Source organism: Priestia sp. SB1 (genome assembly GCF_038898415.1).
This window is the reverse complement of the sequence record NZ_JBBJSS010000002.1, coordinates 847,882-863,276: the sequence shown is the minus strand read 5'-3', so window position 1 is coordinate 863,276 and position 15,395 is coordinate 847,882. Positions and strand designations below refer to the sequence as shown.

The window sequence follows — 15,395 nt, the reverse complement described above, 5'->3', positions numbered from 1 at the left end:
ACCTAAATTTTTTCCCACTTATTTTTTCAGTCTATATATGGCACCAATTCAAAGTCTTTATCACGATCTAAGTGGCCAATATATCCAATTTTTTTGAAGCGTTTTGAATGATTAAAGGGCATTAAAAGTTTGGAAATTTGTTTTTCATCTCTTTTGTAAAAGCTCAATACTTCATCAACACCCATTATAATTTGTTTGAGAATATGGTCATATTCTTCACGTATAAGTGTTTCTGAACCAAACTGATGCTCAACTAATTCCGTACCGTTTTCTATTAGAAATTTAATACCTTCTTTAAGTGCGGCGTCCCTAATTGTCTCTAAGTTTCCTGGTAAATGAATAGTCAAATGTTTGGCATACTCTTCAGGAAGTTCTAAAAAGAAACGAATAATATCTAAATCAATAGTTCGATAAAACAATACTGAAAGGTGTGTTTCGTCAATTACATCATAAAGAAATTCAAATACTTTTTCTAATTCTCGGTCATTAAGATGATAAGGCGCAAATAATGCGATTCGATTCATAACAGTGTGCCTCCTTGTTTAATGTTTATTATCCTCAACATCTTTTCTAAAAAAAATTAAATTACATTGTTCTACTAAACTTCGTTCTTCAACATCCTTAACCAGTATTTAAATCCTTCTTGATCATCTTCCAGTAAGCACTTATCAATATTTTCCTGAATTTGTTTCTTAGTTAGGTGAAGCGGGAATTCTCTTGACAGAAAAACGGAATCTCCGGTAGATAAGTGTTGATAAAGAATAAAGAGAATCTCTTCAGGATCAGTAAACAGAAAAGGATAGTCAGATACACCTTCGTCTTTAATCCATAAATAAATATCATTTGGTTTAAATATTAAAAGCGGCAAATGTTTATCGGGAGTAGATAGCTTTAACTGATTACTGCATTTATTGAGGTGTTGCAACAGAAGCGCAAAATCATCAGGGTAATAATGAAGGGCAGAATCCAATAGTGACTCAATGTTCATATGTAATTCCTCCTTTGTAGAAAGCAATTGCAAACTAACAAATCTAACTACAAATTTAAAGGAAAGTTAAACTTTTTGTTTTACATAAGAAAGAGAGGAAGGTAGGGGAAATTATGGAGATCGAAAATAGTCGCGTAGCCCGAAGAAAACAAAATCAAGCAAGTTCTAAAGAGTGGATCTTTAGCTTTGCTTTTGCAATTATTGTTGTATTTTTGTTACGAACATTTATTGTAGGATTAGCTATAGTTGATGGTCCCTCAATGTTAAATACAATTCAAGATGGAGACAGAATAGTATATTCTAAACTCTCTAAACCAGATAAGGGTGACATAGTAGTTGTAGTTACGCCAGAAGGTACAAAGATTATAAAACGAGTAATAGGCTTAGAAGGAGATACTGTAGAAATAAAAAATGGTACTCTCTATGTTAATGGAAAAGAGAAAAAAGAAGATTACATTATGGAACCTATGTTTGATTACGATTATGAGAAAATTACTGTACCAAAAAGTGAAATATTTGTTATGGGTGATAACCGCAATATTTCAGCAGACAGTAGGAAATATGGAACATTTGATTTGAAGAAGCACTACGAAGGTAAAGTTGTCCTAGAGTTCTGGAATAACTTTAAATTATATTAATTTACAAAATAACAAAAGACCGCTATATCTAAATAAGCGGTCTTTTGTTTTATATTAGGAGAAAAATCTCCCATCCCAATATAAGTATTTCTCTATTAAGTCTTTTAATCCTCTAAAAAACTAGTAAAATTTTGGTTTTTTTCTATTCGTCTAAGTATACGTGCCTTCCCCAAGTAATTTGTCCTCCAGACTCCGCTTTAGGAAGGGGAGCATTAGGAGTTAAAACCCATAGGGTAGGAATGCTACAAAAATCAGGTGCCGAACCTTCTCCATCAGTTAAATAAACAATACCATCCGGTTTTTCGTCAATAGTAAACCTCTTACCGTTATCAATCTCCTTTGCAGTAGCAAGCTCAAAGACAGGAAGGAATGATGTACCTCCTAAACCGTGTACGACAAAAGAATCTAGATTAATCATATCAAATTTTTCCACTGATTGAATTCCGTAGTCACATTGTACAAGATTAATATTAGCGTAATGCTTCATACCTTCAATTTCAGACAGGAATGATTCAAGGTACTGTTTTGTAGAGTAACTAGTATCTATTGCAACCATTAAATTTAGGCGTTTGGTACGAAGGGAACCCATTTTAATTGATCCAAATTTTCTAGAAGGGCGGGACCAAGTGTTACGTCTTTGAGTTGAAAGTAAAGAACGAGCAAAAGTTGATAAAAGTTTTGGCCAGTTTAGTTGAGCTTCAAAGAGTCTTTCAATAATTGCTTCCATTTCTCCTGGAATTTTACCAGGGGAGCTTACCATAGCTTGACGAACCATTCCTTGAATAACAGCTTTTTGAACCTCTGGAGCATCATTAGCAGCTTCTTCCCAATGAGGATGAAGGTTTTCAAAACCAGGAGCTTTTTGTGACTTCTGTCCGCTATTATTATTTGATTGTTCACCTTCGTTATTATTACCATTGATTAAATCGTCCATAAGAGTGTTTTGGAGTTCTGGAGGAAGTGTTATTGGTTCTTCACGGCTTTCTAATATCTCGTAGTACTCTTCTGCTGATAGTCCGGCAGGTAAATTAAAATGGTAATACATTAAACAGTTTTTAGGAAGCACTGCAATAGCGGATTTAATAAGCTGATTAATCTCTATGTCACAGCAAATATTCCATAAACCAGAATCTTTTCCTTTCCCTCTCAAGTGATGGAGATCAGTAATATGTAAAATTTCGTGAATATCAATAAAAATTTGTTCATTTTGCTGATAAGTCATATAACCTAATGGATTAGTGTGTCTAAAAGGTCTTCCTTTTTGAATAGTAACAGCCGCTACCGGTATCTTGTCGTCTATTTCGGTTTTAATTCCAAAATTAGCTAGTAACGTAGAATAAAAAGGATGTTCCCGTAACATTAAATAAATATTATCTTGAAGTCGATTAGTCGTATGGCTAATCATAATTGTTTTTTGTTCTTCAGTTAACTCAGCTTGTCCCTTAATGCGCATAAAGTTACCTCCTGATGTAGTTTCACGGGTTTTACAAAAAAGCCAATTACAATGAATTGGCTTTTTGTATTAATTACTGAGAATTAGCTACGACTTTTACATCGATATATTTAATAAGTTGAGTAACATAAAGCCCAGTTTCTCCACTCGTTAAAATATCAGCAATTAAAGGGGAGGTTTCTTTATGACTGTGGTTAGAGACTAACTGTTGAAAAGTTGTTCCAAATTTACCTCTAGGAAGGTCAAGCACAAAACGCAAAAAGCGTAATCTATTTTCATCTATTAAATCTTTAAATTTTTGGTCTTTAATATTTTGATGAAAATAATCTACTAAATCTTGAGTTGCTTCATTTATTAAATCCGTTTTTCCATCTTGTTGAGCCTGCAAGATTCTCTTACGTAATTCACCTTTAGGTTCTTGATATTCCAAAGCATCCTTTAATGTATCAATCTCATAAGCAGGAATGGGTTTTCCCGAACGAGTTTTTCCCATCTCAATAGTAATAAGAGGATTAGAACCAATTTCATACTCATCATAGGAAGTTAAAATTTCTTCAGCTGTAGGTGCCTTTTCAGCTAATTTATCTTCGACTAAATGGAAGTGAGGTACTTCAGCCTCTCCAACAATGGCAAGAAGGATCTCTTCACGAATGGCAGGGTCAGGATACTGAACAGTGTTAACATATAAACTTAAGAAGGCTGCATTACGATATGAGGATGAAAATGCTGGGATTTTAAAATCATTCTTCTTAGGATTAAATAAAGCTTTAGGGTATGTTTTGTAAAATTGAATTGTTAAATCATCATATCCAGAATCAGTTTCATTAGCATATTCCAACCAAGTGTCAAAGTCATACTTAGTTCGCAAATGAACGCAGCGGTTAGTGAAGGCATCGTCTGCAAACCAGTCCTGCACAATATGTCCTTCATTTGGGTTTGCTGCAGCAAAGAAGCTTAGTTCCTCTGGAGTTACATACCCCTTAAATTTACCGCTATCAAACAATTGGAAGATCATTTGAAACATTTGTTTATCTTCAATACGATTGACTTCATCTAAAAATACAATTCCTCCTGGTGCGTCATCTATTGAAAGACCAATAGAGGTATAGTACTCTTCTAACTGCTTCCAGTTCTCTATGTAATTTTTTATTTTAGTGAAATTAAGTTGATATTCTCCAGAGACAATTGCAATTTCTCCATTAACAACTTTACGTCGGGGGATTTTGTTACCTTGGGCATCTCTTTTATAGCGAGGAAACATTTCAGCGATAATTTTACTTAAGTACTTTTGTTTATTCTCTTCCACAATTTCAGGGTAACTCATATCTTCTGCTAACTCTTGTCCAAGACGAATCCCAATAACGGGTATATGTAAAGCAGTCCCAGCTTTTTTCATAGTGTATGATTTACCAGCACCAGCCGGTCCCCAAAAAACAAAAGGTGGTCTCTCAAAGTTTTTTCTAGCACGAAATTCAGGATCCATAATGGCTCCAGCAATACTAGTAACTGCTTGTTGCATTTGCTTACCTATCATTTAAAACTCTCCTACCTATGTATAAATTTAAAATTTCAATCTTATGTGTTTGTGTATTTTTAAAGATATTATTATTTTCCATTTTTTAACTGTGTCTTTTATGTTTTTCTTAAAAAAAAATATTAGGGTATTTTCGCAACTAGAATTATTTTAAATGAAGCGGAAATACAAGTGGAAAAAAAGTACGTAACATTGAAATTATTTTTTTCTCAGAACAAAATTAAGAAGTGGTAGAATTGTTCAGAACATCATAGAGGGGGTATATCCTTGGCTAGAGGTAAGAAAAAAGAAGAAATAAACAAGAAAAACCCATTACATAATGAAGAAGAAAAAGAAATTCAAATAGATACAGGCGATAAAAATACGGAAATTAAAGATGAAGAAGAAGTACAAAAAGAAGAAAACATTGTAGCCGAAGAATCGTTAGACAAGGAAGAAGACAGTGCGGAAAAACGGTGGTTAGAAAGAATATTAACTCACCCAATAAAAGTTTTAGAGGAAAGCGGAGAAACGGAAACCTATGTGATAAAGACTGTAGGAGAAGTAATAGATACAGAACAAGATATTTGGTACTCACCTAAGAAGAAAAAACCAATTATTTCTGACCCAGGCACAAAGAAATTAATAGAGGCCACAGGAGCTACCTTTCCAAAAATTATCGTAATAGAAAAGCAAAGTGATGCTACCTCTAGAGATAGGGAACAAGTGTGGATTGAAGCAACGGTACTATTCCCTGATGGCACGACTAATGAAGATTATGGAATTGCAAATCGAATGAACTGCCCAGATCCAATTTCAGGCGCTAATCTACCTATAATGGCTAGGAAACGTGGAATGCATAGAGCTTTTTATCGTTCTGGTTATATTGGACTCTATGAATTAAATGATGAAAACGAAGTGTTAGAAGCTAGAGGGGAAAAAGAAGAAAGACAATATAAATTGTTACAAGAGAAACTAAAGCAGCAAGAATTAAAAAACAAAAAGTTGGTTAACCAAATGTGCAAAGAAATTAAATCTTCTGACGGTGAACTAGTTTGGAAAATTAATGATCAAAGCAAACTTACACAACTAGCAAAAGGCACTTCCTTAGTATCTTACCTTGCTTTATTAAAATTGAGACATCTTTCTAAAAAGGAAAAAGCCAACAGTTAAGTGCACTGTTAGCTTTTTTGTTTTTTAAAAATGCAATTTAAGACTTCCGTACTTTACAAATTCCTACTTAGCAGCTAATTTAAAGCTTGCTTCAAACACAGCACTTGGTAGCGTATATGTGATTCCTGATTCTTCTTGCATAATGTAGTCACCTTCGTACACCGTAATACACTCAGTTGAAAAAAAGGTATCCTTTTCTCTAGGTATATAATATCGTCCGTCAGATGCGGTTTTATCTGCCCATAACGTACTAAACATTGCACGATCCCTAACTTCTAAGTATTTTTCCTTCTTTATGAGGTAATCTTTTTCATAAAATTGAATCGCGTATATCTGTGATGTGCGCTTATAATAAGGCAATTTCCTTCATCTCCTCAGTATCTATCTTTTTTTCTTTAGAACAATCAATACCCAAAGTTTAGCACTGGATAAAACTAGAGATGAAAAAAAGTCCTGCGATAGGACTCTTAATTTGTTTTATGGCTTATGATTCTATAAAAATCTATTAACTAATAGAAGCATTGTTAGTGATAACAATAAAATTGGAGCAAGAGGGATGGACTTTCTTGGTTGCTTTATAAACCGATTTACAATAAAGAATAAAGCAATTAATATCCAATTTAAAAATAAGTAGATAATCCAGTTATTAAAATGAATTAACAAAAGAAAGCTACAAATAATCCACGGATCTCCTTCTCCCATACCAGAATTTCTTGAGAAGACCTTTGCCATAAAAGTAAAAGGATTTTTTCTACTAACCGTTTTAATTTCAGTTTTGTTATCTTTTGCACTCACTTTGTTTTTCTTTCCGGTGCTACTTTTTAAAAAATGAATGACTAAAGCAAATAGATAGAATGCAACAAACACAAATATAATGGCAGTTGTCATAATTATATTTCGTTCAATTATAAGGAGCCCTATAGAAACAAAAAGCGGTATTAAGATATTGAATTCCTTATGGAAAATATCATCTAATACACAGTAGATAAGTAACGCTATAAGAATCCAAACTTTCCATTCGAAATATGGGTTGTAGCTAATTACAAATAGTATGTAAAGTGCTGAGAAAAAGCCATACTTTAGTTTTTCTTTCCTAATGGAAGTTTTATGAAACTTACTGAAAAAATAAAGGATGATACCAAAACTTAAACAATACAACAATAAATTCAAAATATTTTCTCACTCCTTTTACACAGAGAAATAGGGGGTTATACCGTGTCTCACGAAACTAATAAAAAATGCACCGTTTGTAACGAAAGATTTGTTTTTAAAGATTTAGAGAAAATCCTAGGTGAAGACCTTCAAATCTGTATTAACTGCCTTGAAGAAAAAATGAGAAAAGGCGAAATTCAATCATTCGGAGAAAAGCAATATGAAACAATTGTGAGAATGTTGGAAGAAATGCCAGAAGAGAATACCGGATCAGAAGAAAGAAGCTTAATGAAGGTTCAAGAACAGAATTTAGATGCAGAATTATTTGTTCTTCAATTTGGACGTGATTTAACAAGTCTTGCTCGACAAGGAAAACTTACACCAGTTATCGGCAGAAAAAAAGAAATTGAGGAAACTATTTTAATTCTTAGCCGCAAATTTAAAACAAATCCTTTGCTGTTAGGTGAACCCGGAGTAGGTAAGACAGCAATTATCGAGGGAGTTTCTCAGCTTATTGCAGATGGGACTGTTCCGGAAGGTTTACAAAACAAACGTTTAATTGAATTAAATATTGGAAACTTGGTAGCGGGTACAAAATTCCGTGGTGAGTTTGAAGCTCGTCTAAAGAAGATCATTGAAGAAGTAGAGCAACATAAGAATGTAATTCTTTTCTTAGATGAATTTCATACAATTGCAGGTGCTGGCGGAGCAGAAGGCTCAGTAGACGCAGCAAACATTTTAAAACCATCTCTTGCAAGAGGTAACATTCAAGTAATTGGAGCCACTACCTTTGATGAATACCGTATGTATATCCAGAAAGACGGTGCTTTGTCTCGAAGAATGATTAACGTTCAGGTAGAGGAGCCAACCACTGAGGAAGCAGTAGAGATTATTAGCGGTTTACTACCAATTTTTGAACAACATCACGGTGTTAAGTTTGAAAACAATGTAGTGAAAAAAGCTGTAGATTTATCGAAGAGATATTTAACTGAAAGATACTTACCTGATAAAGCAATTGACTTAATTGATGAGACTGCTGCTAATCGAAAAATTAGTCAATCAACTCCAAGTTATGACTACAAAAAATTAGAAGCTGAGAAGATCAACGCAACAGAATTAAAGAATAACTTAATTCTTGATGAAAAATATGAAGAAGCCAAACAGCAACTTATTAAAGAAAAAGACTTAGAAGCACAAATTAAAGAGATTAAAGAAAAAGCGGAGAGCGAAAAGAAGAAGAATTCCGTAGTTACTATTGGGCACGTAACAAGCATCCTCGAAAAGAAAACTGGCATACCTGTTAAGGATACTGATAAGGAAGATAGAGAAAAACTAAAGTTAATGGATGAGAGTTTAAGGAAGTTTGTTAAAGGGCAAGAACGTGCAATTGAGTTAACCACTCTAGCTATTCGCCGCTCTAAATTAAAGCTAAAAGATCCAAATCGACCTATTGGAGCTTTTCTATTCTTAGGACCTACAGGAGTAGGGAAAACAGAACTAGCAAAAGCCTTAGCTCACGAGATGTTCGGTGATAAAAAAGCTATGATTAGAATTGATATGAGTGAGTTTGCAGAAAAACATAGTGTTTCTAAACTAATAGGATCTCCTCCTGGCTATGTCGGTCACGAAGAAGGCGGAAAACTTACAAATCTTCTTCGAAGAAAACCGTTTAGTATCGTATTGTTAGATGAAGTTGAAAAAGCTCATCCAGATGTATTTAATGTTATGCTTCAAATTTTTGAAGACGGCATTATTACAGATAACAAAGGGAAAACAGTGGATGCTAAAAATGCGGTGTTTATTCTAACAAGTAACTTAGGAAGTAAGTTATATTCTACTAACCAAACAAATAACTTAGGTTTCTCTTCAAAATCTGAAGAAGCTCAAACAAAAGATTTAGAGAAGAAAGTTATTGAGTTTGTTCGTAAAGATGGTTTCTTCCGTCCTGAGTTCTTAAACCGCCTTGATGCAACAGTAGTATTCAACCCATTAACAGACAAAGCAATGAAGGAAATCGTTGAAAAACAAGCTAGTGAGTTAGCAGACAGAATTGACAAGGAAGGCTATAAATTAGTTTTCTCTGATGAAGCTTTAGAATTACTGAAAAAAGAAGGCTACCGTCCAGAGTTTGGTGCCCGAGAAGCAAAGAGGAAAGTAGAAGCTGTTACAGATTTATTAGCTAATCGAATTTTGGATGTTGAAAAAGAAGAGTATATGGTAACAGTTGAAAATGAACAGTTAATTGTAAAATAGAGTGCTTTCGCACTCTATTTTTTTGTAATTAGCTATTATTAGATGAAAAGTAACGGGCCGATGTTTTAGCGAATAGTGAAAAATAATTTAAAAATACTGTTGTTAAGAACTAATTAACTGTTTTTGCTATAAAACAAAGATTATCATTTATAAATATAGTATGTGTTAAAAAATGAGCAAAGGAGAAAATGGAATGCTTTTGGCTACCACAAATGATACATAAAATAAGATATATAGGTACCATTATTAAGTCTAATTTGAAATAATAGAGATGAATACATATCAATGAAAAAATCATAAGAAAAAAGCGGTTAATTAAAATAATATTTCTACGGAAGTTAAAGTTATTAAGAGAAAAAAACAAAAAAATAAAGTTAAACCATAATTTACAGATAGATATACATATAGAAGTTAAGGATAATGGTATAAGAAGTGAGGTTATATAAATATGGATTTAAAGAGAAGACAAATTGTTTGGGCAGATCTAAATGGAAGAGGCGGAGAGCTAAAAGGTAAAAACACTCCTTGTATTATTTTGCAAAATAATAAGGGGAATACTGTTTCGAATACCACCATTGTTGTGCCTATAATAGCGAAGTCTAATTATATAAAATCTCATTCTTCTGCTTACGTACATATTGGAAAAGATGATTTTTATAACTTAGATATAGAGGATTCAATTGCTGTCTGTGACCAAATTAGAGTAATAGACAAAAAAAGAATTACCAAAGCGGTAAAATCGCTTCTTTCAGAAGAGAAAACAGAGCAAATAGAAAATTATTTTTTAAATAAAATTGGCTATGGCAAAACAAACAAACTATATAAGCTTGTTTGGGTTATTTATAATGATGGAGTAGGAAATGAGCAAAGTTCTGAAAAGGCATTTCCTTCTTTGGTCATTGGGCGTGATAATACGAAAAAACAAACCGTGCTTATTGCACCACTTACAAAAGTAAAAAAAGGATATGTGCTTCCTACTCAAGTGAAGATACCAAGCGGTTGTATACCTTCTGAATCTAATGAGAAAATTTTATCATTGGAACAAATGAGAGTAATTGATAGAACTCGAATAGTTTCACACTCCACGCAAGATAACATAGAGTTTCCCAAATCACTCTCATTAGAAATAGCAAGAGCTTTTGTCAATAATTTAAGTTTACAGCTATATAAAAGAGGACAAATTGTTTTCGTAGACCTAGAAGGAATAGGTAGTGAACAAAGAGGGCTTAGACCTTGCGTAATTATACAGAATGATACAGGGAATAAACTTTCACCAACTACTATTATTTTACCTTTAACTTCGAGTACTTCAAAAGTTAACTTAGCAGTTAATGTAAATGTGAAGAAAGAAGAGTTTATAGGTTCCAGTTATGACTATCGTTCATCTAACGTGCTATGTAATCAAATTCAAGCTATTGATTCAACTAGAATTAAAAGAGTTGATAATTGTATTTTTGCAAGTAATGTTATGGGAAGAATAGATAATGGTTTATTGGCTAATGTTTTGCAAGGGTTAGATGATGGTTTACTATCTAGTGGTATTGAAGGGATAGATAACAGCTTCTTAACCTCAACAGAATATATCAACAAACTTAGATTTAAACTGATTTATTACACTTCTAGCGATGGAATTGGACACGAACAAAGATCAAAGGAACCAATTCCTGCAGTGTGTATTCAAAACAATTTAGGAAACAAGTATTCATCATCAACAATAGTAGCTCCAATAATTTCTAGCAAAAGAAGTAGAGCTTTGCCAACACAAGTTAAATTAGAAAACTTTAACGGAACAGATGAAACCAAACTTGCTGCATTAGAGCAGGTTAGAGTTATTGATAAAAGCCGTATAGTAGAGACATTTGATATACTGAATAAAGAGAAAAGTAAAGAGATATTTGATGCGTACTGTGTCTCTTTAGGAGTTATCCTTGAATAAACAAATAGAGGACCGGTCTATTTTAGATCGTTCCTTCTTTTTTGTGCTTTTTTAGGGATAAAATGAAAATAATTAAAATTTAATGTTAAATAAAACTGGATAGGGTGAGTAAATTGAAAGTGGCATTACTTGATTCGGGTATAGGTGGCTGGAGCTTTTTAACTAAAATTGAAGAGAAATACCCTCAACATACATATTTATATTACGCTGATCAAAAAAATTCTCCATATGGGAATAAGAGTTTTAGTGAATTAGAAGCTATTACTCACAATTGGATTTCTTTATTTAAAGAGCAAGAAATTGATTTATTAATTTTAGCTTGTAATACATTAACCGCTTCATTTAAAACAACGTTCCAGAGACACCTAAATGTGCCAGTCTACGGGACGACTGATGGACTTATAGAAGATTCAATAAGCGAAGAGAATCTTGTGCTGTTGGCGACTGTAAGCACGGTTAAAAGTGGTTGGTATAATAAGATATTTCCTAATAAAAATCTCTTTTTAGCAGGAAGTACGTGGTTAGCGGCTACTATAGAAAAGAAGTTTTTTTTAACTGAAATAGAATTAGATATGTTAAAACTTGAAGTAGAAAATATAGCGGGTAGTAATTGGGAATCTATGATTTTAGGTTGCACACATTATCCTTTAATTAAAAATCAGTTAGAACTAATATGGCCTAACAAACAGTTTATAGATCCGGCAGAAACAATTGTAGAAAAGTTGTCAGACTATCTTATGTGTTCTGGTGTTAACAGTAACATTATTATGTATACTACAGGGAATGCAAGTTTACTAGAAGAACAAGTACGCTCTTTTTTTAATGAAAAAAATCAAAAGAAGATTTCTTCTGCTAAAATCAGACAAACAGAAGGGGGATTGATACGATGACAAATATCTTATTACAACAAGAAATGAAAGAAAGCGTAATTAATATTACAAACCAACTTAACGAGGTTTTACAAGACAAGGACGTAGCAGAGGCTATTCCAAAAGAAAAGTTAGAAAACCTTGTGAATTCAGTAGCTCAGTTAAATTCATTTCTTGAGTTGCTAAACACTGATGGTGAAAACGTAGATCAGGCATACTTAGGTTTACTAAGAGATGTTCTAAAAAACGGACATAAGAAAGAGGATAGAACAGGCACCGGAACAACAAGTGTGTTTAGTAGACAACTAGTAATTGACTTAAAAAAAGGTTTTCCGATGTTAACTACAAAGAGACTACCATTAAAAGTTATTGCAAGTGAACTTGCTTGGTTTATTAAGGGAGATACAAACATTCAGTATCTGTTGAAGCATAATAATCATATTTGGGATGAATGGCCGTTCCAAAAATTCGTAGAAAGTGAAGATTATAAAGGTCCTGATATGACAAACTTCGCTCACAGAGCAGAAAAAGATCCTGAGTTTGCAGCGGTATATAAAACGGAAAAGGATAGGTTCTGTAAGAGAATTCTTGAAGATGACAAATTTGCAGAAAAATACGGAAGTATTGGCTCCGGAGCTTATGGAGCTCAGTGGAGAAGTTTTAACGGGCCTAATGGGGAAACGGCTGATCAACTTAAGGATGTTATAAAGCAAATTAAAAATAATCCTGATTCAAGAAGGCTCCTCGTATCAGCTTGGCATCCTGTAATGGTTAAACAAAATGCTGTTTTACCACCTTGCCATTTTGCTTTTCAGTTCTATGTAATAAATGGAAAGATAAGTTGTAAATTTATGATGAGAAGCAGCGATTTAGTGATCGGATTACCCTTCAACTTGTCATCTTACGCATTATTAACACATTTAGTAGCAAGAGAATGCGGATTAGAAGTTGATAAACTAATCTATGATGGTGGAGATATACATATATATTCAAATCATTACGAACAAGTACAGACTCAACTTGAAAGGGAGCCAAGAGAGTTACCAGAACTAGTAATTAACCCTGAATTAGCTTCTATTTTCGATTTTGAACCCGAAGATGTTAGTTTAGAGGGTTATAATCCACATCCGGTTATTAAAGCTCCTGTAGCTGTTTAAAGAGGTGGACTGATGATATCTTTAATAGTTGCGTTTTCTAGAAACAGAGCAATAGGCAAAGATAATAAATTGCTTTGGCACATACCTAACGATTTAAAATATTTTAAAGAAGTAACATCAGAGAAGACCATAATTATGGGAAGAAAAACATTTGAGTCTATAGGAAGACCGCTCCCAAATAGAAAAAATGTTGTTTTAACGAGTAACTTAGAATGGCAACATCAAGGGGTGGAAGTTATACACTCATTAGACGAAATTCAGCTACCCAGTGAAGAGATCATTTTTATAGGCGGAGAAACAATATATGAGCAAATTTTGCCGTTTGTAGAACGGATGTATATTACCTACGTGGATGAGTTCTTTGAAGGAGATGCTTTCTTTCCCCAAATTAACCGAGATAATTGGAAGCAAGTAAAGAAAGAAAAGGGCGTTGTCAATGAAAGCAATCCTTATAATTACTATTTCCTAGTTTATGAAAAGAAAAAGGCTATAATAAAAGGCAGCAAACAATAGAAGTTTGCTGTTTTTTTGGTCTATAATCATAACATCGTTAGAGAAAGGGTGTCTTAAATGATACATATTCAAAGTGGAGACCTCTTTAAAGCAAATGTCAATTTTATACTTCATCAAGCAAACTGCGAAAGTTTAATGGGTAAGGGGATAGCCCAAACAATTGCGCGCTTATATCCTCTAGCAGAAAAGGTGGACAAAGAATTCCCTCACACTCCTAAAGAAAGGCTAGGAAAGTATTCAATAGCAACAATTTTAAAAAATAACTTATACATAGTTAACTTATATGGGCAACTATTTAGAGGTAAAGCAAAGTCTGCAAAAGAACAAAATGAAAGATATATCTTTTTGAGAGAGAGTTTGACATCATTCTTAGTGGATTTAAACAAAAAACAAACAAAGGAACAAAAAAGGTATAAAGTAGGTATTCCTTATAAGATGGCTTCAGATATGGCCGGAGGAAGTTGGGAAAGAATTTTAGAGATTTTATTAGCTGTTTCAGAAGAACAGAAAATTGATTTGTACATTTATAAAAAAGAAAGTTAGTTAGATTGGTGACTATACGTTTATTGCCTTAAAGTTAACCAAACAAAAACCGCTAGTTATTTAATTTCTAGCGGTTTCTGTTCTTAAAATATAATCATAAGTTTATGGAGGTTATATTCCAAAATCAACTTTGCTGTACTCTCTATTAACAACGTTATCATTCATACTTTCTATATAAAGGTTAGTAGTTGCTATGTCCGAATGTCCAGCAAGATCCTTTACAATAGCAAGGGGTACATCTTGTTCCAATAATTGCGTAACAAAAGTATGTCTAAACCAGTGTGGGGATATCTTTTTATTAGCCGAAGCAAGTGTGACAGCTTTTTTTATTAGTTTATAGAGTGCATCATAAGACATTTGTGGCATATCTGATCGTGAATCTGTTCTTGTAGTTGAAATGAAAATTGGTCTTTCATCTCCCCTAAAGTCATCTGAATATGCAGGGTAAGTAACACATAATGTTCTTCTATACACATATAATACATCTACAACTTTTTCATTTAATGGAACTCTTCTAGTTTTTGCTCCTTTTCCGCTAAATTCAAGAGAAAAATGTGATATATCATTTTTTCTATCGTGTTGGATTACTATATCTGACCATCTTAACTTAACAACTTCACTAGCTCTTAGCCCCGTTGTTAGAAGAATAAAACCAATAAGTTTATTTCTTAGAATTAAAACGTCTCTAAATTTTTTCTTTGTTATAACAACGTTCTCTAGGGCTTCAATAATTACAAGAGCCTTTTCTACATCTAGTTTACGTCTTTCACTTTTACCTGTTCCAGTTGTATCAGAAGTAAGAAATTTAACGTTTCTAGGAGTGTCTATATATTCCAACATAGAAAAGCTATAAAATTTAGTTAGGTATCCAAATGAAACCAAACGCTTGAGAATGCCAAGTTTTCTTGCTGCTGATCTAGTTGCAAAATTATTTGCTAAATGTACTTGGTATTCTTGTATTGTTATAACGTTTACCTCACTTAACAAGACCTCTTTATTTAGAATGAAATCCATAAAACTGTCTACATCCTCGTTATAAGCCTTAACTGTATGTTCAGACAAAGGTTTAGAAAACAGTTTTATTTTTTTAAATGCCTCAATAAAAATTTCATCGGGAGCACCTTTAAAATTAAGTCTTCCGTCTTGTTCAATGTACTTATTGAACTCATTTGCCTTATTCGCCATATTGCCCACCTCTTTAGGTTCT

At 33.2% G+C, this 15,395-nt stretch carries 15 protein-coding genes; 8 read left to right on the top strand and 7 right to left on the bottom strand.

Going from position 1 to position 15,395, the window contains the following annotated elements; all coding sequences use genetic code 11:
* Positions 1-26 precede the first annotated feature (26 nt).
* Positions 27-524, bottom strand: coding sequence for a hypothetical protein (locus tag WKH56_RS10120; protein ID WP_342835519.1), 498 nt, complete (start codon positions 522-524; stop codon positions 27-29).
* Between the two features lie 74 nt (positions 525-598).
* Positions 599-988 (bottom strand): hypothetical protein, encoded by a 390-nt coding sequence (locus WKH56_RS10115; protein ID WP_316910924.1) that lies wholly within the window; start codon positions 986-988, stop codon positions 599-601.
* 113 nt (positions 989-1,101) lie between these two features.
* Between WKH56_RS10115 and lepB the strand changes: the two genes are divergently transcribed.
* Positions 1,102-1,626 carry a signal peptidase I gene (gene lepB / locus WKH56_RS10110; RefSeq protein ID WP_342835518.1) on the top strand — a complete coding sequence of 175 codons (525 nt, stop codon included), beginning with the start codon at positions 1,102-1,104 and terminating at the stop codon, positions 1,624-1,626.
* Positions 1,627-1,768: 142 nt separating this feature from the next.
* On the opposite strand, the gene WKH56_RS10105 is transcribed toward lepB, so the two are convergent.
* Together WKH56_RS10105 and WKH56_RS10100 are read right to left on the bottom strand one after the other, a co-directional pair.
* Positions 1,769-3,079 (bottom strand): vWA domain-containing protein, encoded by a 1,311-nt coding sequence (locus tag WKH56_RS10105; protein WP_342835517.1) that lies wholly within the window; start codon positions 3,077-3,079, stop codon positions 1,769-1,771.
* A gap of 73 nt (positions 3,080-3,152) precedes the next feature.
* The gene (locus WKH56_RS10100) at positions 3,153-4,613 is read right to left on the bottom strand and encodes a hypothetical protein (RefSeq protein ID WP_342835516.1); all 1,461 of its coding nucleotides are present in this window, start codon (positions 4,611-4,613) and stop codon (positions 3,153-3,155) included.
* A 267-nt stretch (positions 4,614-4,880) separates the two neighbouring features.
* Between WKH56_RS10100 and WKH56_RS10095 the strand changes: the two genes are divergently transcribed.
* Positions 4,881-5,765: a hypothetical protein gene (locus WKH56_RS10095; RefSeq protein WP_342835515.1), complete on the top strand. Its 885-nt coding sequence runs from the start codon at positions 4,881-4,883 to the stop codon at positions 5,763-5,765.
* Positions 5,766-5,828: 63 nt separating this feature from the next.
* On the opposite strand, the gene WKH56_RS10090 is transcribed toward WKH56_RS10095, so the two are convergent.
* Together WKH56_RS10090 and WKH56_RS10085 are read right to left on the bottom strand one after the other, a co-directional pair.
* The gene (locus tag WKH56_RS10090) at positions 5,829-6,125 is read right to left on the bottom strand and encodes a hypothetical protein (RefSeq protein ID WP_342835514.1); all 297 of its coding nucleotides are present in this window, start codon (positions 6,123-6,125) and stop codon (positions 5,829-5,831) included.
* A gap of 132 nt (positions 6,126-6,257) precedes the next feature.
* Positions 6,258-6,653 (bottom strand): hypothetical protein, encoded by a 396-nt coding sequence (locus WKH56_RS10085; protein WP_342835513.1) that lies wholly within the window; start codon positions 6,651-6,653, stop codon positions 6,258-6,260.
* Positions 6,654-6,980: 327 nt separating this feature from the next.
* Between WKH56_RS10085 and WKH56_RS10080 the strand changes: the two genes are divergently transcribed.
* The 6 genes from WKH56_RS10080 (at position 6,981) to WKH56_RS10055 (ending at position 14,188) form a co-directional block, all read left to right on the top strand.
* Positions 6,981-9,170 carry an ATP-dependent Clp protease ATP-binding subunit gene (locus WKH56_RS10080; RefSeq protein WP_342835512.1) on the top strand — a complete coding sequence of 730 codons (2,190 nt, stop codon included), beginning with the start codon at positions 6,981-6,983 and terminating at the stop codon, positions 9,168-9,170.
* A gap of 448 nt (positions 9,171-9,618) precedes the next feature.
* Positions 9,619-11,106 carry a type II toxin-antitoxin system PemK/MazF family toxin gene (locus WKH56_RS10075; protein WP_342835511.1) on the top strand — a complete coding sequence of 496 codons (1,488 nt, stop codon included), beginning with the start codon at positions 9,619-9,621 and terminating at the stop codon, positions 11,104-11,106.
* A gap of 119 nt (positions 11,107-11,225) precedes the next feature.
* Positions 11,226-11,996: a glutamate racemase gene (locus WKH56_RS10070; RefSeq protein WP_342835598.1), complete on the top strand. Its 771-nt coding sequence runs from the start codon at positions 11,226-11,228 to the stop codon at positions 11,994-11,996.
* Positions 11,993-13,132, top strand: coding sequence for a thymidylate synthase (locus WKH56_RS10065; RefSeq protein WP_342835510.1), 1,140 nt, complete (start codon positions 11,993-11,995; stop codon positions 13,130-13,132). Before WKH56_RS10070 ends, WKH56_RS10065 begins: the two co-directional genes overlap by 4 nt.
* Positions 13,133-13,144: 12 nt before the next feature.
* Positions 13,145-13,645, top strand: a complete 501-nt coding sequence (locus WKH56_RS10060; RefSeq protein ID WP_342835509.1) for a dihydrofolate reductase — start codon at positions 13,145-13,147, stop codon at positions 13,643-13,645.
* Positions 13,646-13,834: 189 nt separating this feature from the next.
* On the top strand, positions 13,835-14,188 hold the full coding sequence (locus tag WKH56_RS10055) for a macro domain-containing protein (RefSeq protein ID WP_342835508.1): 354 nt from the start codon (positions 13,835-13,837) through the stop codon (positions 14,186-14,188).
* Between the two features lie 111 nt (positions 14,189-14,299).
* On the opposite strand, the gene WKH56_RS10050 is transcribed toward WKH56_RS10055, so the two are convergent.
* The gene (locus WKH56_RS10050; protein WP_342835507.1) at positions 14,300-15,373 is read right to left on the bottom strand and encodes a tyrosine-type recombinase/integrase; all 1,074 of its coding nucleotides are present in this window, start codon (positions 15,371-15,373) and stop codon (positions 14,300-14,302) included.
* Positions 15,374-15,395: the final 22 nt, after the last annotated feature.

What these genes read in the sequence shown, in the direction of transcription:
- WKH56_RS10115 (WP_316910924.1), bottom strand. Translation starts at nt 988, where the DNA reads ATGAACATTGAGTCACTATTGGATTCTGCCCTTCATTATTACCCTGAT.
- WKH56_RS10065 (WP_342835510.1), top strand. Translation starts at nt 11,993, where the DNA reads ATGACAAATATCTTATTACAACAAGAAATGAAAGAAAGCGTAATTAAT.
- WKH56_RS10100 (WP_342835516.1), bottom strand. Translation starts at nt 4,613, where the DNA reads ATGATAGGTAAGCAAATGCAACAAGCAGTTACTAGTATTGCTGGAGCC.
- WKH56_RS10105 (WP_342835517.1), bottom strand. Translation starts at nt 3,079, where the DNA reads ATGCGCATTAAGGGACAAGCTGAGTTAACTGAAGAACAAAAAACAATT.
- WKH56_RS10075 (WP_342835511.1), top strand. Translation starts at nt 9,619, where the DNA reads ATGGATTTAAAGAGAAGACAAATTGTTTGGGCAGATCTAAATGGAAGA.
- WKH56_RS10085 (WP_342835513.1), bottom strand. Translation starts at nt 6,653, where the DNA reads ATGACAACTGCCATTATATTTGTGTTTGTTGCATTCTATCTATTTGCT.
- WKH56_RS10050 (WP_342835507.1), bottom strand. Translation starts at nt 15,373, where the DNA reads ATGGCGAATAAGGCAAATGAGTTCAATAAGTACATTGAACAAGACGGA.
- WKH56_RS10120 (WP_342835519.1), bottom strand. Translation starts at nt 524, where the DNA reads ATGAATCGAATCGCATTATTTGCGCCTTATCATCTTAATGACCGAGAA.
- lepB (WP_342835518.1), top strand. Translation starts at nt 1,102, where the DNA reads ATGGAGATCGAAAATAGTCGCGTAGCCCGAAGAAAACAAAATCAAGCA.
- WKH56_RS10060 (WP_342835509.1), top strand. Translation starts at nt 13,145, where the DNA reads ATGATATCTTTAATAGTTGCGTTTTCTAGAAACAGAGCAATAGGCAAA.